Annotated in this window: 21 protein-coding genes; 6 read left to right on the top strand and 15 right to left on the bottom strand. The window is 43.9% G+C overall.

Annotated elements, in window-relative coordinates; genetic code table 11:
* Nucleotides 1-105 precede the first annotated feature (105 nt).
* Entirely contained in the window at nucleotides 106-1,431 is a 1,326-nt protein-coding gene (locus tag QQL36_RS20595) for a saccharopine dehydrogenase C-terminal domain-containing protein (RefSeq protein ID WP_321566633.1), read from the top strand.
* Nucleotides 1,432-1,621: 190 nt separating this feature from the next.
* Here the strand turns inward: QQL36_RS20595 and QQL36_RS20590 are convergent, their stop codons facing one another.
* Nucleotides 1,622-2,326, bottom strand: coding sequence for an NAD-dependent deacylase (locus QQL36_RS20590; protein WP_321566632.1), 705 nt, complete (start codon nucleotides 2,324-2,326; stop codon nucleotides 1,622-1,624).
* Between the two features lie 91 nt (nucleotides 2,327-2,417).
* Between QQL36_RS20590 and QQL36_RS20585 the strand changes: the two genes are divergently transcribed.
* Entirely contained in the window at nucleotides 2,418-3,296 is an 879-nt protein-coding gene (locus tag QQL36_RS20585) for a phosphatase PAP2 family protein (protein ID WP_083729106.1), read from the top strand.
* Between the two features lie 60 nt (nucleotides 3,297-3,356).
* Here the strand turns inward: QQL36_RS20585 and QQL36_RS20580 are convergent, their stop codons facing one another.
* The 7 genes from QQL36_RS20580 to pdhA all read right to left on the bottom strand — a co-directional run bounded on the left by QQL36_RS20580 (nucleotide 3,357) and on the right by pdhA (nucleotide 11,127).
* Complete coding sequence (locus QQL36_RS20580; protein WP_143709068.1) at nucleotides 3,357-3,890, bottom strand: hypothetical protein; 534 nt, start codon at nucleotides 3,888-3,890, stop codon at nucleotides 3,357-3,359.
* Nucleotides 3,891-3,923: 33 nt separating this feature from the next.
* On the bottom strand, nucleotides 3,924-6,566 hold the full coding sequence (locus tag QQL36_RS20575; protein WP_321566631.1) for an outer membrane beta-barrel protein: 2,643 nt from the start codon (nucleotides 6,564-6,566) through the stop codon (nucleotides 3,924-3,926).
* Nucleotides 6,567-7,264: 698 nt separating this feature from the next.
* Nucleotides 7,265-7,678, bottom strand: coding sequence for an EVE domain-containing protein (locus tag QQL36_RS20570; protein WP_321566630.1), 414 nt, complete (start codon nucleotides 7,676-7,678; stop codon nucleotides 7,265-7,267).
* Nucleotides 7,679-7,809: 131 nt separating this feature from the next.
* The gene (locus tag QQL36_RS20565; protein WP_083729122.1) at nucleotides 7,810-8,529 is read right to left on the bottom strand and encodes a (Fe-S)-binding protein; all 720 of its coding nucleotides are present in this window, start codon (nucleotides 8,527-8,529) and stop codon (nucleotides 7,810-7,812) included.
* 176 nt (nucleotides 8,530-8,705) lie between these two features.
* Nucleotides 8,706-9,209 (bottom strand): 6,7-dimethyl-8-ribityllumazine synthase, encoded by a 504-nt coding sequence (ribH, locus tag QQL36_RS20560; RefSeq protein WP_083729098.1) that lies wholly within the window; start codon nucleotides 9,207-9,209, stop codon nucleotides 8,706-8,708.
* 63 nt (nucleotides 9,210-9,272) lie between these two features.
* Nucleotides 9,273-9,974: a tetratricopeptide repeat protein gene (locus tag QQL36_RS20555; protein ID WP_083729096.1), complete on the bottom strand. Its 702-nt coding sequence runs from the start codon at nucleotides 9,972-9,974 to the stop codon at nucleotides 9,273-9,275.
* Between the two features lie 142 nt (nucleotides 9,975-10,116).
* On the bottom strand, nucleotides 10,117-11,127 hold the full coding sequence (gene pdhA, locus QQL36_RS20550) for a pyruvate dehydrogenase (acetyl-transferring) E1 component subunit alpha (RefSeq protein WP_083729094.1): 1,011 nt from the start codon (nucleotides 11,125-11,127) through the stop codon (nucleotides 10,117-10,119).
* A gap of 128 nt (nucleotides 11,128-11,255) precedes the next feature.
* Here pdhA and recF point away from each other — a divergent pair, with 128 nt between their 5' ends.
* Nucleotides 11,256-12,332, top strand: a complete 1,077-nt coding sequence (recF, locus tag QQL36_RS20545; RefSeq protein WP_083729092.1) for a DNA replication/repair protein RecF — start codon at nucleotides 11,256-11,258, stop codon at nucleotides 12,330-12,332.
* Nucleotides 12,333-12,348: 16 nt separating this feature from the next.
* A complete protein-coding gene (locus QQL36_RS20540) occupies nucleotides 12,349-12,636 on the top strand; it encodes a DUF721 domain-containing protein (RefSeq protein WP_083729090.1) in 288 nt (95 codons plus the stop codon).
* A gap of 196 nt (nucleotides 12,637-12,832) precedes the next feature.
* On the opposite strand, the gene QQL36_RS20535 is transcribed toward QQL36_RS20540, so the two are convergent.
* The 6 genes from QQL36_RS20535 to QQL36_RS20510 all read right to left on the bottom strand — a co-directional run bounded on the left by QQL36_RS20535 (nucleotide 12,833) and on the right by QQL36_RS20510 (nucleotide 17,998).
* Entirely contained in the window at nucleotides 12,833-13,363 is a 531-nt protein-coding gene (locus QQL36_RS20535) for a DUF4252 domain-containing protein (protein WP_321566629.1), read from the bottom strand.
* A 207-nt stretch (nucleotides 13,364-13,570) separates the two neighbouring features.
* On the bottom strand, nucleotides 13,571-14,092 hold the full coding sequence (locus QQL36_RS20530; protein WP_083729086.1) for a DUF4252 domain-containing protein: 522 nt from the start codon (nucleotides 14,090-14,092) through the stop codon (nucleotides 13,571-13,573).
* Between the two features lie 318 nt (nucleotides 14,093-14,410).
* A complete protein-coding gene (locus QQL36_RS20525; RefSeq protein WP_321566628.1) occupies nucleotides 14,411-15,103 on the bottom strand; it encodes a hypothetical protein in 693 nt (230 codons plus the stop codon).
* On the bottom strand, nucleotides 15,093-15,608 hold the full coding sequence (locus QQL36_RS20520; protein WP_321566627.1) for an RNA polymerase sigma factor: 516 nt from the start codon (nucleotides 15,606-15,608) through the stop codon (nucleotides 15,093-15,095). Before QQL36_RS20520 ends, QQL36_RS20525 begins: the two co-directional genes overlap by 11 nt.
* Before the next feature lie 130 nt (nucleotides 15,609-15,738).
* Nucleotides 15,739-16,788 (bottom strand): ABC transporter permease, encoded by a 1,050-nt coding sequence (locus QQL36_RS20515; protein WP_321566626.1) that lies wholly within the window; start codon nucleotides 16,786-16,788, stop codon nucleotides 15,739-15,741.
* Between the two features lie 121 nt (nucleotides 16,789-16,909).
* Nucleotides 16,910-17,998: a BT_3928 family protein gene (locus tag QQL36_RS20510; protein WP_321566625.1), complete on the bottom strand. Its 1,089-nt coding sequence runs from the start codon at nucleotides 17,996-17,998 to the stop codon at nucleotides 16,910-16,912.
* A 121-nt stretch (nucleotides 17,999-18,119) separates the two neighbouring features.
* Between QQL36_RS20510 and folP the strand changes: the two genes are divergently transcribed.
* Both folP and cdaA read left to right on the top strand, forming a co-directional pair.
* On the top strand, nucleotides 18,120-18,950 hold the full coding sequence (gene folP, locus QQL36_RS20505) for a dihydropteroate synthase (protein ID WP_321566624.1): 831 nt from the start codon (nucleotides 18,120-18,122) through the stop codon (nucleotides 18,948-18,950).
* A 137-nt stretch (nucleotides 18,951-19,087) separates the two neighbouring features.
* Complete coding sequence (cdaA, locus tag QQL36_RS20500; RefSeq protein ID WP_083729076.1) at nucleotides 19,088-19,903, top strand: diadenylate cyclase CdaA; 816 nt, start codon at nucleotides 19,088-19,090, stop codon at nucleotides 19,901-19,903.
* A gap of 229 nt (nucleotides 19,904-20,132) precedes the next feature.
* Here cdaA and QQL36_RS20495 read toward each other — a convergent pair whose 3' ends face one another.
* Entirely contained in the window at nucleotides 20,133-20,567 is a 435-nt protein-coding gene (locus QQL36_RS20495) for a VOC family protein (RefSeq protein ID WP_321566623.1), read from the bottom strand.
* Between the last annotated feature and the right edge of the window lie 425 nt (nucleotides 20,568-20,992).

Genomic DNA, 20,992 nt, shown 5'->3' with positions numbered 1-20,992 from the left:
GAGTCAAATATAAATTCGAAATTTCCTAAAATTTCGAACATTACTATTACCACTGATGTTAAATCCCTGTTCCGTAAACCATAGTAAAGAATATATTTAGGTAACATGAAGAATATTTTATTGTTTGGTGCTGGTAAATCGGCCACCTGCCTGATCGATTATCTGCTGGTAAATGCTCCCCGGCAGAAGTGGCATGTGACCGTAGCGGATCATGACCTGATGCTGATCAGGTCAAAAACCGGCAAGTCGTACTATGTAACCCCAGCAGCTATCAACATCCAGGATGAAGCAGCCAGACAACAGCTCATACAGGAAACTGATCTTGTAATATCTCTGCTCCCTCCACCCCTACACATTATTGTAGCAAAGGACTGCCTGAAATTTGGCAAAAATCTGCTCACCGCATCTTATATCGATCCGGAAATAAAAGCGCTGGAAAAAGAAATTGAAGACGCCGGTCTGCTGTTCATGTACGAAATGGGACTGGATCCCGGTATCGATCACATGAGCGCCATGAAACTGATCCATTCTATCGAAAAGAAAGGCGGGCAAATTTCCTCGTTTAAATCTTATTGCGGCGGACTCATTTCTCCCGAGAGTAATGATAATCCATGGCAGTACAAGATCTCGTGGAATGCCCGCAATATCGTGATGGCAGGTAGTTCAGGCGCTATCTATAAGGAGAAAGGGAAGGTCAAAGAAACAGATTATCAGCACCTGTTTGATCAGAGCAAAACTATACAGATCCCTACCCTGGGCAAACTCGCATGGTATCCTAACAGGGATTCACTGGCGTATATGAAAGCTTATAAGCTGGAAGATATCCAGACCTTCATGCGCGCTACCCTGCGGTATCCTGACTTCTGCGAAGGATGGAGTACTCTCGTAAAACTGGGACTTACGGATGATAACACAAAGATTCAGACGGATGATATGACCTATTATCAATGGGCGAGTCAGAACCTGAAACCAGCGAAGGACCTGAGTAATGAAGAAAACATCGCTCACTTTCTTGGTATATCTGCCAAGTCCAAGATCATTCGTCAGCTGAAGTTTTTAGGTTTACTGAATGGGGAAACGATCCACCAGGGTACACTTACAAACGCCGGCGTGCTGCAGAACATCGTAGAGTCCAAACTGGCTATGGAACCGACTGACAAGGATATGATCGTGATGATCCATGAGATAGAATTCGAACGCAGAGGTATCACTACAAGGTTGCATAGTTACATGATAGTACAGGGTGAAGATCACCTGCGTACCGCTATGGCAAAGACTGTGGGACTGCCGTTGGGCATTATGGCAAAGATGATTTTACAAGGTAAAGTGAACCTTACTGGTTTGCAGATACCTGTCACACCTGATATTTATAATCCTGTTCTGAAAGAACTGGAAGAGTATAATATTCGATTTGAGGAGAGTTTCGAATAGAATAATATTTTCCTATGGTAAATGACCCTCATTCAAGGAAAAGGCTGACCAAATGGTCAGCCTTTAATATTAGTAGTGGATATGAGTTTTGATGGAAATGAAGGATGGTTATGATTAGCTGAATATTAGCTTTGCCGGAAATGAATATCAGTTTTGCTTTGTCTGAATATCAGTTTACCGAAAATGAATATCAGTTTTGCTGGCTCTGAATGTATGTCTGCACCAGTTCTTTAAATTCTTTTACCCCTTCTGTAGCAGGTTTTTCTATCAGATGCAAATACGGCCGCTGCTTTACCTGCGGCAGATTTTTATCTATTACGTACACGGGTACATGTCGCGGCACAATATCCAGTAATCCTGCTGCCGGATACACCAGCAATGACGTACCAATCACCACAAAAATATCCGCTTGTCTGACCAGCTGAACTGCCTGTTCTATCATCGGTACTTCCTCTCCAAACCATACAATGAAAGGTCGTAACTGACCACCATCTGCTGCCAGATCACCCAATTTGATATCGTCATTATAAGGGTAAGTACGTTCTGTATCCAATACACTCCTCATTTTAGTGATCTCTCCATGTAAATGCCAAACCTGTGTGGCACCACCTCTTTCATGCAGGTCATCTATATTCTGGGTAATGATGTGCAGGTCAAAATGCCCCTGAAGGTCCGCCAGCCCTGTATGTGCGGCATTGGGTTGCGCCTTCAGGATATCCTGTCTGCGCATATTATAAAAGTCAAGCACCAGCTGGGGATCCTTCTTCCAGCCATCCGGAGAGGCCACTTCGTATACATTATAACCCTCCCACAGTCCATCGCTGTCACGGAACGTTCTTAAGCCGCTCTCTGCGCTGATGCCCGCTCCTGTTAATACAACCATCCGAAGTTTCATACAATGAATGTTTTTTATGATTTTCTGATTCGAATATACTGGTTTTAACATTTAACGTAACTTTATATATTATTTTCTAAATGGACCAGCCTTGAAGATCATTTATACGCTTATTTTCTGTTCGCTGATTATATTATTACATACAACAGCCAGTGCTCAGAACGATACAACCCATGTGCCAGCAGATAGCGCCATCGCTAAAAAACAGCTGGATAGTTTACAGCATAATAAACCCCTGACGGAGGAAGATACTGCTATCAGTTACCGCATCAATGGTGTATACCTGAAGAGTATCTGGACAGATTTAAAATATACGGTGTCCCGCCCTGCTCATTGGGAGAAGCGCGATTTTATACGCCTGGGTGTAGTTGTGGGAGGTGCAGGCATATTGATGACCACAGCTGATTATGAAGTGAAGCAGTTCCTGCTGCGCAATCATACCGGTGGATGGAATGCTATTACCGGGCAAATCGAGCCATTTGGCAATGCGTATTCCCCTTATCTGATTGGTGGGATGTACCTGGCGGGAGTGATCGCAAAGGACCGGAAACTGGAGAATGCGGGGCTCATGTCAGCAAAATCCCTATTGATTTCAACACTGCTCTATACGACTGCCAAGTCTGTTATTCGTCGTGGACGACCTACTTATTTTGATTCTCCGTTTGATTACAATCGTCCGTTTACCATGAATAAGCAGCATACGTCATTCCCTTCAGGGCATATGAATACGGTGACTACGGTGGCGACTGCACTGGCAGAGATCTATGGGGAGAAACATCCGTGGGTGCCGTGGGTGACGTATAGTATTGCGATTGCCACTGGTGCTACGAGAATGTACCAGATCAGGCATTGGAGTAGTGATGTATGGGTAGGGGCGTCGTTAGGGTATTTTGTGACGAAAAGTGTATTCCGGCATCAGCGGGAAATGGAACGGAAGAAGGCATTGGCGGCGAGAGCAGCCACGATGTAAAAGTTATTGATAAAATCTTATGAATAAGGTTGCAGCCCATTGACTGCAACCTTATTTTTTTTAATCACCATAAGTCAGGAATATCCTCATCGGCGTAGGATAAACCTCTCCTGAAGCAATCGGCAATGCCGCCGTATAGGTATAAGCCCCCGCCGGAATACTTGCCGTTGCGGTCTGCCCATATCCCACTGTCACAGAAGGCCCATAAAAGTACGTCTCTGTACCATTAGGCTTTGTAAACGCAAGCCCAATCCGCACTGATTGAGATCCTGAATTGGCATTATAAACAGTCGCAGTGTAACCTGACAATACCTGTATTGTCACAGGCGTAAACAAGGTTGGATCAGACCAATATGCACCATAAGAAAACTGTCCGGAAGGATTGGTGTAGTAACCACCTGGTGCAGTATTGGTCCAGCTTTCCGTCACACCCGGTGAGGTGGTCTGGGAAGTCGTAATACCAATATTAGTCGTCTGGATTACAACGTAGCCTACAATATTAGTGGCTGATACAATGTAATACTTGGAAGGGGGATCTGCTTTGGCAATCATGGAACAGGCACAAAGCAAGAGCAAAATGATTGTTTTTTTCATGTGAGGGATTTTTGGGTTTAAAAAAAATTATGGCTATTTGAAATGTCTGAAATTGTATATCAAACTGATTAGTAAGTAACGTCCCCTCGTCCTTGTCCATGAATCAGCAACCATCGAAGCACTCACACTCCTGCTGGCACCAGACTGCTGATTCAACAGATCCACACATGTCAAACTCGCCTGCAACGCCCTGTTTTTTAAAAACCGGTAGCGTACCACCGGTGAAAGAATGGGAAAATCGGGCTGGTAATTTGAGGGCAGACTGCTGTTGAAGTTATAATACCAGGATAACCCGCTTTCCAGGTTCTTCCATGAATAGAATCCTTTACCAGTGATACCAGTTTGGAAATAGTTGGTCGTTACGCCACTACTTGTCGTCATCATATTATACCCCGGGCCAACACTGAGACTCAGATCCCAGCCTTTCTGGTCATTGTAGGTACAGGTCAAATCACTATTGGTAGTGAAGGTACGACTGTCATTCCGTGCACCATTGCTTAACACAGGACTCTTTGAATATGCAGCAGTTCCCATCATATTGATAATCAACCTGCCCTTCAGTGCAGAAGTTGAGTAATTGAGTGTGATGTTACCACTTTGCGCACCTTCCAGGTTCACTGGTTTAGTTAGCTGGCCACCATTATCGAGTAAGGTGGTAGACTGCGCAATGCTATGTTCTGTGACACTGGCACCCATGCTGATGGTAAAGAGCTGCATAGTGCCCATCTTAATGGCATTGTAACTCAGATTAAGGGAGTGGGTATACGGTTGTTTCAGATCAGGATTGCCTTCCTGTATAAAGAGAGAATCTGATGTTACGGTCACGGGTTGTAATTGCTGTATAGATATCGCCATTGGCCTGCCGTTATAACCCAACATCAATGTTTTTCCACCTTTCGGGCTAATACTCACCATCACCTGTGGTAGCAGGTTGATAAAGCGACGGGAAAGTTTTATGTGTTCACTCACATTGTCTGTCAGCAGCCAGTCGCCTTGCAGGCCTCCACCCAAAGTGATATTTAGTTTGCCTGCCTGCCCCCTGATGGAAGCCTGTGCTAACCCGCTGTGATAGTTGCTGACGAAGTTATTACTCTGGCTGGAATCCAGCTGATCATAGTGTTGGTTGGCATCATTGAATTTGTAGGTGTTGTAGATGTTATTGTCTCTGTTAAAACCATAACTACCCTGTGCTGTGAAATTATATTTTTCTCCCAGTGGTATGGTATACATCATATTGGCACCGACATTGAAGCTACCGCTTTTATTGTCCGACAGCTGATGAATATTTTTGCTGTAGGATGTATATTCCGTCAGGGTTTCGTTCAAAGAGCTACGCTTGTTTTCATTATTGCGTATGTTCAGGTTTGCCATCAGCAATTCACCCATCTTTTTAGCACGATGGGTGAGTTGGAAATTTGAACTTAGCTGTGTGTTATTACTATTAGAATTGCTTGTACCGGATGATTGATAGAGCGGCTCACCTGAACTTGCATAATGTTGAGTACTTTGTTGCACACTGGTATTATCCGAACTTTGCAGATTTACCATCGGTATGATACTGAGTGTAGTCAGCTCATCCGGATTAATATCTATCTTACCATTAAAGCGGTGTGCGTACATATTGTTTACTCCGGTGGTAAACTGGCTCAGGGAAGTAGAGGAGTCACCTGGAAATATGTTGAGTATCTGTGATCTGGATTCAATTTCGCTGCGGGTGTCATTGGCCAGATAGTTGCCGGCAAACTTAAATAAAGCATTACGGCTGTCACGGTAGTTCACGCCGCCGTTCATCACCCGTCTGATCCCATTGCTATGTATGGGATCAGTGCCGGTTTTCTCTTTGTCTACATTACCTGCATCTGCAATGATAGAAAGCTGCTGACCGCCATTCATATGGTTCAGGTCACCACTCAGGATGTAGGTATTTCCTGTACCGGCACCTGCACCAGCTTTACCGAAGTTACCTTTTCTTTTGTCCGCCTTCAATACAATGTTCAGCGTTTTGCTGCCCGAGAAACCCGGTGGGGGCGGTGGCCCGGGCATATTGTTGTTGAAGTTGGTAGCATATACCTGGATCTTTTTTACAATCTCTGCGGGCAGGTGTTCAAGTGCTTTAGAAGGTTCACCTGAGAAGAAGGGCTCACCGTCTACTGTGATCTGGTCCACAGGCTGACCATTGATAGTAATAGTGCCATCATTCCGGATCTGTATACCTGGAAGCATTTTAAGCAGTTCTACAAGTGCAGCATATTCTTTTGTTTTGAAGCCACTGGAGTTATATTCAAGGGTATCTTTCTTTATCACGATGGGAGGTTCCTGTACTACAATAGTATCCAGTTCTTTTACCCGGATGAACATATAGATGGTATCCATGTTTACTACCTTTTGATTGCCGTCTATGGTAAAAGCTTTTTGCATAGGGGCGAGGCCCTGAAAGGAAATGTTTAAGGTGTACTGCCCAAAAGGAATATTGTCAGCGCTGAAACCACCTGTATGATCTGAGAAGATGGATTTCCTGATAATATTATCCTGTGTGATAGTAATAAATGCGTTTTTGAGCTGTTGATGGCTAACGGTATCAGACAGCTGGCCATATATTTTACCGGTTTGTTGGGCGTGCACAGTAAAGGAGGCAAATAATATCAGGTAAACAAATACGTGTTTATAAAAACTCATTCCACCGGAATTAGACAAGCACCTTTTGCTATGAAAGACGCCTGTAAAATTAAACTAATCTGCAGCATGACCTAATTTGCTGCATATAAGCCAAATGAAATCAGGATAGGGGACAACAACTTTTCATGTTTGTTTTTATTTGGGTTTAAAAAATCTCTCAGATGTACATAGAAAATCCTACAAAGCGGCGAGCGTGTTTAAAGACTGAATTAACGAACTATTATTACTCTTTAATAATAATGGGTTCTGAAAGTAGCTGGCCATGATACCTGTGGGATCATAAGTAGGTTCATACGCATATTCCTTGTATATGATTGCTTAAGTCTCTGCCTCCAATGGGTAACATTTAAGTATTGGAAGTGATAAGGTATATAGTGTTCAATTTACAATTTATTCTTTACAATGCAACTTAGTAACAGTCAATTCCTGCGAAAAATGTTTTTCATCGTCGATAAAAACATTTTCAACTATTAAAAACTTTTTTTGAAGCTGATGTCCGGTTGATACAAAATTAGGGTAACATTAAAAAGTTAGTGAGTAGTTATTAAGAGAAAGAGGAATCGAAATAAGTCAGAATCCTTTATCAGAAAGGATTTTGTACCATAATTTCTCCTGGTATTCAGAAGTTAATTATCTCGCTGAACTTATTGTTGGCTATGAATTTGAGTATTCCCATGCTGCCGCAGGCCAACTTCGAACTATTTCTTCATCCCTCCCAATTCGAGGATCGTATTGTATTCATCTTCCGTCACGGCACATACTGAAAGCCTTCCCTGTCTGATCAGCTGAAAATCCGCCAATCTCTTCTCCGCCTTCATTTGCGCCAGTGTCACATGCTCTTTAAAAGGCTTCACCGGTTGCAGATCTACCACCACCCAATTAGGATCAGGTGTAGTCGGATCCTGATAAGACTCCTTCGCCACTTTTGCAATCCCTACTACCGCCAGTCCCTCATTGCTATGATAGAACAACACCTGGTCACCCTTCTTCATCGCCTTCATATTATTCCTGGCCTGGTAGTTTCTCACTCCATCCCAAAACGTCTTTCCATCTTTTTCAAACTGCTCCCAGGAATATTTAAACGGTTCCGATTTAACTAACCAATAATTCATCAAAAGAAAGTTTTAAAATTACCAGCTACTACATCAGCAGTATGCACGGTATTAATATTCAAGTCATGGTTACTGAATTACCTATCACTGGCCAGTACATTGGCAGGATTTAGCTATCAGTTCATATCCTTTTACCAGCCACTCGCCAATACATCGGCAATATGCATGGTTTTAATATTCAGGTTATGTTTTTTGATATACCCATCCAGGTGCATCAGGCAGGAAAGATCCGTAGATATCAGGTATTCCGCCCCTGTGGCTATTGCATTGTGAACCTTCTGCTCACCCATTCCAATCGAAATAGGTTCGTATTTCACAGCAAAAGTACCTCCAAAACCACAGCAGGTCTCACAATCGTTCATCTCCGTCAGTTCCAGTCCTTTCACCTTACTCAGGAGGTTTCTTGGCCCCTGTTTGATATGACATTCCCTCAGCGCTGCACAGGAATCATGATAGGTAGCTACCCCATTCAGCGTAGCGCCTAAATCAGATACATGCAGTACCTCCGTCAGAAACTCTGTAAATTCATACAGCTGCTTGCGCAACAGTTTTACATCATTGTGAGCGGCAGAATTGTCGAACAGCTTCCCATAGTAATTGCGTACAAACCCTGTGCAGGAGCCGCTGGGTGCCACGATGTAGTCAAAAGTGTGAAAATCCTTTACAAACTTGGTCGCCACAGCTCTCGACTCATCCCAATACCCTGCATTAAAAGCAGGCTGTCCACAGCAGGTTTGGTTTGCATTGTAACTGACGTTACAACCCAGTTTCTCCAATACTTTGACCATATTGAAGGCTGTTTCGGGAAATAACTGATCTACAAAGCAGGGGATAAAAAGATGAACGTTCATCGAGTTAGTCTTTATATGTAGCATATGAAACCTGCTAGCTACTTGAAAATTTAAATTGTCTGCTGCAACTTCCCCATTATACCAGCCGTCAAGCTACAAGAGATTTACCAGCCCTGCTGTAAATTCTATCCTATCATGCCGATCATTCACCAGCCCGCAAGTAAGGCCACAAAGCATTACTTACCCTGCTGCAACTTCCGCATCATACTGATCATCTTCAATGCAGTCAGCGCAGCCTCTTCACCTTTATGTCCATGCTTACCACCCAATCTGTCCGTCGCCTGCTCCATATTATCCACCGTCAAAATCCCGAAGATAACAGGTACCGGCAATTCCAGGTTCAGCTGCATCAACCCTTCTGTGACCCCTTTACAAACGTAATCGAAATGCGGTGTCTCCCCACGGATCACACAACCAAATGCAATAATAGCGCCAGGCTGTGCACCGGTGCTCTGGGTATGCTCCCAATATTGTTTCGCAGCGAAAGGCAGTTCAAATGCCCCCGGTACTTTTACTTTAGCAACTTTAGATACTTTATATCCGGCAAGTGTCTTATCACAGCCAGCCACCAACTCATTGATGACAGTATCATTCCATTCGGTATACACTATAACAACACTGGCATCCTCAATTCCGAGAATGCCAGTATCGTCCAATAAACTTTGATTATGTATTGACATGTTGAATATATTCTACCGGGAGTAAGAATACACCATTCAATGTTGCATCCTCCTCTTCCGAAATTATTCTCTAACTGCACCCAGTCTCGCCAGATATTTATCCATCTCGCGACCTTCGTTTGACTGAGGATATTTTTCGCGGATCTCTTTGTAGATGGAGATCGCTTCGTCGTTTTTACCAGCCAGTTCCAGGGCTACACCTGCACGGAACAGGTAAGTTGGACCGGTAAAATCGTTGTCGCTGTACTGACCAGCTTTCTTGTAATATTTGATACCTTCTTCTGTATTCTTCAGTTCCATGTAAGCATCACCGGTTATGCCATAAGCCATAGCCTGTACCAGTTGATCACCTGCATTGAAATCTTTCAGCATATCGATACCTTCCTGGAATTTGCCTGTTTTTACATAGCAAAGGCCAGCATAGTATTTTGACAGTTGACCAGTTTTGGTACCGCCATATTTTTTGATTACCTGTAAGAAGCCGTCGTTGTTACCGTCTCCGTTCAGGGCCAGGTTAAATGAATCCTTTTCAAAAGCTTTCTGTGCGTGGAATACCATGTCCGCTGCTTTCTTCTCGTTAGGTGCTTTAATGAACCTGTTGTAGGCAAAAGTACCGCCTATCACCACCAGGATAACGATTACGGCGATGTTGATGACGTTCTTGTTCTTGTAATAGAAATCTTCAGCCTTGTGTACAGAGCCTTGCAAGTCGAAGTCCTTAGTTACAGGAGCAGTTTCAGCGGCCTTATTTTTTGTTTCGGTCATTGTAAATGTGATCGTTTAAAAGTATTTCTTGTTAGGGTACAGGTACGGCCTGATTGCCATATTCCCGCAAATATAAAAAAGGTTAGCGAATCTCCCATGCCATTTCATGCACGGACGCGACCGCTAACCTATTAAATATCACTTAGTCAACAATGAAAGGATAATCCTGTTGTGTGTATACATCTTTCAGCAGTTCATCGTCAGAAGGCCATGGAGAATTTTCTGCAAATTCTACGCAATGTTCAACCTGTTGTTTAACCTTCTCGGTGATTGCTTCGATTTCTGCATCTGTCGCCCATTTGTTTTTCTGAATGGTCTTCAGCACTACAGTCAGCGGATCTCTTTCTTTGTATTCTTCTACTTCTTCCTTAGTACGATACTTAGCAGGATCACTCATGGAGTGACCACGGTAGCGGTAAGTCTTGATTTCCAGTAAGGATGGACCTTCGCCGGTGCGCGCACGCTTTACAGCTCTTTCCATACCTTCGTGCACAGCTTCGCAGCTCATACCGTCGATGGTATCGCTCGGCATGTCGTAAGCGTTAGCTAACTTATAGATGTCCAGTACGTTGGATGTACGTTCTACTGAAGTACCCATTGCGTACATGTTATTTTCGCAAATGAAAATTACTGGCAGTTTCCACAGCATGGCCATATTGAATGTCTCATGCAGCATACCCTGACGGGCAGCACCATCTCCGAAGAAGACAACTGCTACATTGTCAGTACCTTTGTATCTCTCAGCAAATGCAAGGCCAGCACCGGTACCAATCTGAGCGCCCACGATTCCATGTCCGCCGAAAAAGTTATGCTCTAAAGAGAAAAAGTGCATACTACCACCCTTACCCTTAGAACAACCTGTAGCCTTACCATAAAGTTCAGCCATACAAGCATCCGGAGACATACCCTTGGCAATCGCCAGTGCGTGGTCACGGTAAGCAGTGATGAATTTATCCTCCGGTTTAGTTGCAGTCATACAACCCGCAGCAATCGCTTCCTGTCCAATGTACAGGTGGCAAAAACCGCGAATCTTCTGCATTCCATATAATTGGCCGGCTTTTTCCTCAAAGCGGCGCAGCAAGAGCATCAATTCATACCAGTACAAATACGTCTCTTTGGTGAACTTCGTCTTTACGTCTGTTTTTGTAGCCACTGTTTCTTAATTTGTCCGCAAATATAACAGGAAAATCCTAAAAACTAAATACTTTGCAACTTTGCTGGAAATACATACCATAATAATATAATAGGCACCTGCCATATAGGCGTTAAAAAAAATATAATTTGCTGTCGCTCAAAAAGATAACATTAGTACAATTTAAGAACTATACCCGGGCTGATCACCGGTTTACCCAAAGGATCGTTGGCATTACCGGGCGCAACGGCTCCGGCAAGACGAACCTCCTGGATGCCATTTACTACCTCTGCTTCACCAAAAGCTACTTTACCAGCAGCGAAGCCCAGAATACCCAATACAACACCAATGGCTTCCGTATCGACGCCCTGCTCGACAAGGAAGGCCATGAAGAACATATCGTATGCACCGTCAAAGACGGCAAAAAGGACATCGTACTCAATGACGAATCATATGAGCGCTTCTCCATGCATATCGGGAAGTTTCCCGCTGTCATGATCGCCCCCGACGATGCCGAAATCATCCTGGGAGGTAGCGAAGAACGCCGGAAGTGGCTGGATGCCCTGCTCTGTCAGCTACACCCCGGCTACCTCGATCATCTCATTTCTTACCAAAAGATCCTACAGCAGCGCAACAGTCTGCTCAAAGCCCCCCCTGCCGCCGGCCAGGACCTCCTGCTCGATGTTTTTGACGATCAGCTGATTCAACATGGTACACCTATATATGAATGGCGTAGAAATTTTTTGCCGGCATTCATACAACAGGTACAATTATTATATGATTATATCGCCGGCCAGCATGAAGTGGTGAACATTCATTATCTCTGCGGCCTTCATGAGCAGTCTTTCGCACAACTACTGCATGCGAATCGCTATAAGGATACAATGATGCAGCGTACTACAGGTGGTATTCACAGAGATGATCTGCTGTTTCTGTTGGATGACCATGCTATGAAAACAAGCGCATCGCAGGGACAGCGTAAAAGTTTTTTATTTGCACTGAAACTGGCGCAGTATGAAGTGATTAGAAAACACAAAGGCTTTGCACCATTACTGTTGCTCGATGATGTGTTTGAAAAACTGGACCAGGAGCGTGTTTCACGGCTTATCCAGCTGGTAAGCGGTACTGAGTATGGACAGGTATTTATCACTGATACACATGCTACAAGATTACTCGATGCATTTAATGAAAAAGAAGCAGGTTTTCAATTGGTAGAGATGGAGTAATCCGTATCTTTGCCGCATGCGCTACGGTATTACGACAATGGGAGATGCCCTCAGAGATTTTATGGACAAAAGCCGGATGAAACCACGGCTTACAGAAGTACGGATCAGGGAGAATTGGGAACAAATTATGGGTAAGACGATTTCCAGGTATACCGAAAGTATTCAGCTGATAGATGGGAAGTTGTTGATCTCTACCAGTGTAGCGCCATTGAAGCAGGAACTCTCCTATTCAAAAGATAAGATTATTAAGTTGGTAAATGAGATGCTGGGTGAGCAGGTAGTGAGGGAGGTGGTGATCCGGTAAGAATTAGTTGTCCTGAGTGAATCCCTGGTTAAGAAAGTGGTGATCCGTAAGGGTCATTTTTTTTCTCGTATAAGTTCCTGAGCGAATCTCTGGCAAACAAAGTGGTGATCCGTAAGGGTCATTTTTTTTCTGATTTACCATCTTCTCTAAACGGCGAAAACATTAGCTGCAGCTAATGCTCTCTACCGGTTGTGGACTATAAACTAGCCATTGCCTTTGGCTTCTTATTAAACTCCTTAATCAACCCATTGATATCCTCAAAACGCAAACTGGTATGTAAATGCACCATGATCATGTCTTTCTCATCCTGAATCAATAACACCACATTCCCCAGATTTTCCTCCGTCCCCTTATTCAGTACATGCACTATATTTCCATGATCCCTTACTTCCATCAGTAAATCAAAGTTTTCTTTGTCGATCAGCTTTTGTTTCAGGCAGGTCAGGTCACTGCCCGGAATAGGCCCGTCATATCCCTGCATGATATAGACCTTCATCTTGCGGATCTTTGAGAAAAGTTTCTTTGCATTTACGCCGTCTTCACCCTGCTCATTTGGAATAAAGCCTCTTACTATGCGTAGCGGCAATCTGCCAATACCCATTTTTAAAGTCAGGGCTACGCCTCTATGGGCATTGTAGAATTGTGTGAGCAGGCGATCCTGTGCGTGTGTAGTGCTTGTACCGAGCAGTAAGCAGCATACGATTGATAATACAAGGCAATGTTTCATAAGGGTTGTTTTTAATTCAGAGCGATTTAGGTAATGCTTTTTTTAACTCAGTGCTTTAGCTATTGAACATTTTCTCATTCAGTACTTCCGTTTCTAACTTTCTCATTCTGTGCTTTAGCTATTGAACACCTCCAGATTTCAGTGCTTTCCTTACGGAGGGCTTAATCATCTATGCGTTAGTTACCGCACACTTTTCCTGTTTAATACTTACTTCTTGTTTAACGCTTTCAATTTATCCATACCGCCAATATTCACATCATTGGCAATCTGGCTGATTTCGTTCAGGTCGATATCACCTAAGAGGCTCATTGCGACGAATTCATCCTTGCCACCCACGAGCATGACTAATTCCGCAATATTTCCCTTACTGTTTTCTTTTACCATGAATTTTACAAGCTCTCCGTCACTGCGTACGGTCATTAATTCTTCGTACTCTTTCGTGAGCATGGAAGCCGCTTCCTGGTAAAGTTTACTCCCTTCTTTGGCGTTTTCTTTTACAAGGATTCTCAGTCCTTTGAGCTTTTTGACGATCGTCATAAAGCTTTTCCCTTCAGCAGAATTGATATCAAATTTGCTGAACATGGAGAACATTTTCGGTGTGACGCTGACCAGGGTAAAGCTCTGGTCGTTTTCATACTTTTGAAAAAAGCGGTCGATCACACTTACCTGTTGGGCAAAAAGGCCCGTACCTGCTGTTATTAGCAACAGCAATAAACATAACCGTTTCATTGTTTAAATTTTATAATAAAGGAATTAGAATGGCCTGATTTGTCTTTGTTACGTTTCAAGTTCTCTCAAATCATTAATCGCCTGATTTTTCAGGGTTTTAAAGAGTTTTTTATATGATATAAGCTGCGGCATCATTTTTTTATCCGCTTCGATATAAACTACTACTTCATTTATTTCTTCCAATCTCAAATAACGACTACCTCATTTGCTCATTCGCTTTGATATAGCGACTACCCCATTTATTTCTTCCAATCTGAAATAGCGACTACCTCATTTGCTCTTCCGCGTCGATATAAGCTACTACTTCATTTATTTCCCCTAATCCGCCTTTATATACTCTGTCGCCTCATTAAAATAAGCGATCTTCTTCGCCTGTGCCGTCCCCTTATTCAGGTTCTTCGCCAACAACTCCAACGCTTTCTTTGTCGCAGCATATGCTTCTTTAGAATCTTCATAGGTATCAGCCTGGTTCAAGGCCTGCGCCATCCTATCAGGATTACGACCTTCCTCCTGTTTTGTTTTGAACTGACGGCCGCTATATACCAATCCTACTCCTAAAAGCAATACCGCCGCATATTTCATCCAGTGCTGGTAAGGACGAGGCATGGAAACAACTACCGTAGACCGGGATGTATTTTCCTCAACGACTTCAGCATTCACCTCCGGCACCTCCCTCACGGCTTCCGGCATCTGACTTCCTACCTCCGGTACCTCTCTCATTTCTTCCGGCATCTTACCTGCTACCTCCAGCCCTTCCCTCACTTCTTCCGCCATCTCACCTGCTACCTCCGGCTCCTCCTTCATTCCTTCCAATATCTCCCATCCCATTTCCGGCACCTCCTTCCCTGCTTCTGCAGCAAAATACCCGAACAGCGGCGCTGCCTCCTGCAAATCCGCAGGCAATCCCTGTCGATTCTCAGCAAAAAAACTGCGCAACAGGTCCTCTTCTTCCAGCGAAGTTTCTCCTTCCCAATACCGGATTAGCAATCCTCTGATCTCATTATACTCCATACACTTGCAGTTTTTGTAATTGTTCACGTACTGATTTGCGGGCACGATGTAAATTCACTTTCACGTCACTTAGGTCGAGTTCCAGAATATCAGCGATTTCCTGATAAGTATGACCGTCTATATCACGCAGCTGCATAATAGTACGGTATTTTTCCGGCAACGCCCGCATGATCCGATGGACGCTGTTCATGACATCCTGCTTCGCAGCTGCTTCATGCGGATTGTCCTGATGTGTGACAGCTATTTCGACAGCCTTGTCCAGCTCTTCTGCTCTACGGTGCTTTTTGGATTTTAGCTTATCCAAAGCCAGGTTTCTGACTATTCGCATGCACCATGCTTCCATGTTCTGCAGCTCGGCCATGCGGTCTTTCTGTTGCCAGACCTTCACCATCGCATCCTGGGTAATGTCCCTTGCGTCTTCTTCGTTTCCCAGCAGGTGGTAAGCAAAGCGATAGAGCTTTTGCCTGACCGGGACGACTTGTGATTCAAATATTGCAAGAGACATATGTTATACCAGTGCGTTTATATAAGGAAGACGACTCGTGGAAGGGTTTGTTACAAAAGATGCCCACTTTTTTTTAAAAAAGTAGATTAAAATAAAAAAGGCCCCTTAGGGCCTTGATTTACAACACAATTTATAATTTAATTCTCGGATCAATCGCGCTATACAACACATCTGCCAATAGATTAATTACCACAAATATCCCCGCCGTAAACAACACCGCCCCCATCAGCACAGGAAAATCAAACTTCTCCAACGCATCCACCGTCATTTTCCCGATCCCCTTCCATCCAAATATATATTCCACAAAAAACGCCCCGGCCAACAACTCTGCAAACCACCCCGTAATTGCCGTCACCACCGGGTTCAGGGCATTCCGCAAAGCATGCCTGAAAATCACCGTCCTTTTCTGCAGGCCTTTGGCATAGGCCGTACGGATATAATCCTGGTGCAATACATCCAGCATCGCTCCCCTTGTCAACTGCACAATGATCGCCAATGGCCGGATACCCAATGTAATAGCGGGTAAAATCAAGTTCTTTAATGTCAGCGTTCTCCCCGAAAAGGCGTCATAATCAAACAAACTCCCCGTCATATGCAGCCCTGTATAATCACTCAGTACAAAGCCAAACATATACGCCAGCACTATTCCCATAAAAAACGATGGCGCCGATATCCCGACCACACTGCCAAATACTGCCCCCGTATCCATCCAGGTATCCTTTTTTACGGCTGATAAAATACCTAACCCGATCCCCGCTATGGTTGCAAACAGGATGGCCGCTATGGACAAAACCAATGTACCTGGCAGCGCTTCTGTAAGCATTTCCCACACATCTTTCTTTCCCTGGTAGGATCTTCTTAAATAAGGGGTCTTCAATACCAACAGTCGATCCCCACTTAAATGCAGGAGACTTATATAGTGTAAATTAGCCGCCTCTTCCTGTGCATGCACCGAAATGGGCGATAAGTCATTCAGGTACAAGAGAAACTGTACCGCTACCGGCTTATCCAGATGCAACTCCTTCCGCACATTCTCCAACGACGCCACATCTGCCCTCTGGCCAAGGGTCAATCTCGCAGGATCCCCCGGCAGCACATTGAATAAAAAAAATACCAGTGCCACTACACCGAGTAGCACCAGTATTCCGTAAGCTATTTTCCGTAAGAAAAATCTCAGCATAATCTGTCTATAGCAAATGGCAAATTGCGATACCTCTACATTCCGTAAACCGGCCCTTTCGGCGGCAATATCAAATATCCCGCAGGCTTACATCCATTTTCAGGAAAGAGCAACTACTCTTTTATGGAATATCATGATAATGCCACTTCCCCTTAATCGTCCCTTTTTCCAAAAGGATCAAACAAGGATTCGCCCTACCAGCCGTCTTGATCGCTGTTCCATCCATATTCAAAAACTGGAACTGCAACCCATGGGCCTTCACAAAACCATCCACCTGATCCTTCGTAGAAGCCGTCACTCCATAAATATAACATTTACCCTGCGCCTGTTGCTGTTGCAACGCATGTATTTTCTCATCCCAACCTTTTCCTGCCTCCTTCACATCCTTCACCAGGAACAAATACACCGGCATGGTCTCAGACAAAATCGCCTCCGTCTGGTTCCCCCCTTCAAAATCTGTGAGTATGAAATCCTTGATCGGTGGCTCACCATCCCCTTCCTGTATCAATTTGTCCTTTCTGTCTACATACACCCAGGTACTGTCGTTCCATGGGAAATTCTCTGTCGTAAACTCCTTTTCTTTACCATCCTTTTTATAGATCAGCACCGTCTCAAATACATCCGGATGTGCACCCGGCGGCAATTTCATCTTCTCAGGAATATTATTACCCACCTTATATCCCAGGCAATCCACCACTGGCAAATGCGCCAGCGTATACCACTGAATACCTAATGAAAAGACCAGTGACAACAGCATCAATGCCCCATTGGCCCTGGTACCGAACAATGGTCCGATCTTATTTCTATACAGGAAGATGACAAGGATCATCACCAGCAAAGCCACATCTTTCCAGAAAGTTTCTGCCGGAGACAACTTGATACAATCCCCAAAACAGCCACACTCACGCACAGTACCGCTAAACAGCGCATACGCCGTGAGAAACGTAAAGAACGCTATGAGCAGCAATATGAGCCACGAAAACAGCCGCATTCTATACCCCAGTAGTATCGCCACGCCACACACAATTTCAAATGTATTCATGGCCACTGAGTATACCAGCGAGTAGTGCGACATAAAGCCCAGGTGCAATACTTCAAAAAATTCGTCCATTTTGTAACTCAGGCCCAGCGGATCGTTCGCTTTGATCAGACCGGAGAAGATGAACAACACCCCTACAATGATTCTTAATAGGTTAAGGAGAAATTTCATGGATAATTTAATTTATTGTGTCCGTTTACCTGTCGGCACATCAACACATTATAGCTAAATTTGCAAGGCAAAATAATCAATAATACGCAAACAGGATAAACGGAAAGGAGGAATGGCAATTATGAGTACAATTAACTGTAAAGGCAAATTACTGGATCTGTCAACCCCGGTGGTGATGGGGATCATCAATATCACTGATGATTCTTTTTTTGCTGACAGCCGCACCAAACAATTGGATGCAATACTGGAAAAGGCAGCGCAGCACCTGGCAGAAGGCGCTAAAATACTGGATATAGGGGCTCAAAGTACCCGGCCAGGATCATTGACTGTAGGAAAAGAAACGGAAATTGACAGGCTGATACCGGCTATCGAGGCACTGGTAGCGCAGTTTCCGGACGTCATTATCTCTATCGACACCTTCTATGCAAAGGTAGCAGAACAGTGTATGGCTGCGGGAGCGGCGATTATCAATGATATCAGTGCCGGAGATATGGATCCTGATATGATCGCAGTGGCGGCAGCTACAAAAGCACCATATATTGCTATGCATATGCAGGGAACGCCCGCGAGCATGCAGCACCAGCCACAGTATGAAGATGTGACACGGGAAGTACTGGATTATTTTATACAAAAGAAAGCGGAATGCTTACAGGCAGGAATCAAAGACCTGATCATTGACCCGGGATTTGGTTTTGGAAAAACCATTGCACATAATTATACACTTTTGAAAAACACAGATGCTTTTCATATATTGGATTGCCCTTTATTGATTGGCATTTCCAGAAAATCGATGATTTATAAATTGCTGGAAAATACACCAGCGGAAGCGCTGAACGGGACAACGGTGTTGAATACACTTTCCCTACAGGCAGGCGCGCATATATTAAGGGTACATGATGTGAAGGCTGCGGTAGAAGCAGTGAAGATACATCAGTACATGAAAGGTCTCTAAAAGCCGCTTAAAGGTTTCTGCCTAAAAATGCCTGAAATAAACCCACTTTAAAAAACATGCAGTTTTAGCACTTCATGCCTGGGAATGAATTTCCTATTTAAACCATATCTATTTAATATTCACTATTTTTACAATCTATGGATGACTTGTTTCAATTTTACGGATACCGTTACAACTGGTTAAATGTCCTTGACCTGGCGATTGTAATCTTCCTTGTGATACAGCTCTATCGCCTGCTCAAAGGCAGTCTGGCATTCAATATATTCGTTGGCCTGCTCATGGTATACTTCGCCTATTTCATGGTGGAGCTCCTGCACATGCCGATCCTCACCCTGATCCTGCAGAACTTTATCAATATCGGTCTGATCGCCATTATCATCATCTTTCAACCCGAAATCCGCAAGTTCCTGCTGGTATTAGGTAAAAAAGCACCGCTGAGCAAAGATAGCTTCTTTACAAAGCTCTTCTTACCTGATAAATTCAAAAGCTATAAAGAAGAAGAAAACATCATCGACGAAGTAGTAACCGCTGTCAGCCGCATGGCTGCCACCTCTACAGGTGCCCTGATCGTGTTGTCAAACTCTTATCGTGTGAAATTTGATACCGCTTCCAGCATCTCTCTCGATAGTAATATCAATGCAAAACTGTTGGAAAGCATTTTCTGCAAAGGCAGTCCGTTGCATGATGGCGCGCTCATCATCGTAGGAAACAAGATCCTGGCCGCCAAGGTGATTCTTCCGGTGTCAGAAAATCCGAACCTTCCCATGCAGGTAGGTTTAAGACATCGCTCTGCTGTTGGGATTACGGAACACAGTGATAACCTCGCTATTGTGGTATCAGAAGAAAGGGGAACGATCTCTTATGCTGAAGATGGCAACTTAGTACAGGATGTGTCGCTGGAAGATCTGAAGAGTAAGTTGTATGAGGTACTGGTAGATGGATATGCGGGATAATGGGGATGAAAACCATTTTCAATAAAAACATTCATGAATAAGGGAGTTCACCAATAGGTATGAAAACCATTTTCAGCGAAAAACATTCATGAAAGAGGGAATTCACCAACGAAGATGAAAACCATTTTCAGCGAAAAGAGGCTGTTCCGAAAGGGGCAGCCTCTTTGGTTGGGAGTTACCGTTTTTACACACGCGGCACGCGTGCGCCACTGAAAGGACACTGTTAACCCTACCCGTTATAACCCGGGTCAAACTCTACAATCCATTCAATACCATATTTATCCCTGAACATTCCGGCATAGGTACCCCATGGGCTGTCGCCAATGGGCCCTTCCACTTCTCCGCCTGTTGATAATCCGTTAAATATTTTATCTGCTTCTTCCCGGCTTTCGGCATTCACGTATATTTTAGACCGGTTTTCATTTTCGCTTACCGGCCCCAAAAATCCGGGAACATCGTTGGCTATTAACACATTGTTTTTGCCTAGTGGCAAGCCGATGTACATTATTTTATTTGCCTCCTCTTCGGCTACCTGCAACCCGGGGCCTGATAAGTCTTTAAAACGGGTAATTTTTGTAAACTCGCCACCAAAAACTGATTTGTAAAAAGTGAATGCTTCTTCGGCATTGCCATTGAAGTTGATCCAGGGATTAATTGCTCTCATGATTTTTATTTTGGGTTTATTTTGTTTCAATTAATTCTGCGATGAATCGGCGAACAGATCGTCCGGATTTTTCAACATCAATGAGCATCCGATCCTGAAGCCTTCCGTCAATTTTTCCATACGTTCAACCAATTCATTAAAAATGGTAATATCGACTTTGGTTATTTCATTCTCCTCACTAAAACTGTAATCTCATTCAGAGCCTGGCAATTCGGGAATTTCGTCTTTTGGCGGCAAAAGTGTTATATAGTTTAAAAATAGCAAATCATTTCTCATCTTTCTGTGCTTTAGAGCAACGCCGCACTGGACGATAAGGAAGAGGTGGACAAGAAAGTAAAACAAAAGCTGAACTACACATCAGCACAGGCCAAAGGATAACGGCATGAGGCTGTAATAAAAAACCGCCTCATAATTGACTTATGAGA

The organism is Chitinophaga sp. LS1, assembly GCF_034274695.1.
In the GTDB taxonomy this organism is placed as follows: domain Bacteria; phylum Bacteroidota; class Bacteroidia; order Chitinophagales; family Chitinophagaceae; genus Chitinophaga.
The sequence above is the reverse complement of the archived record's forward strand: the minus strand, read 5'-3'. Positions and strand labels throughout refer to the sequence as shown.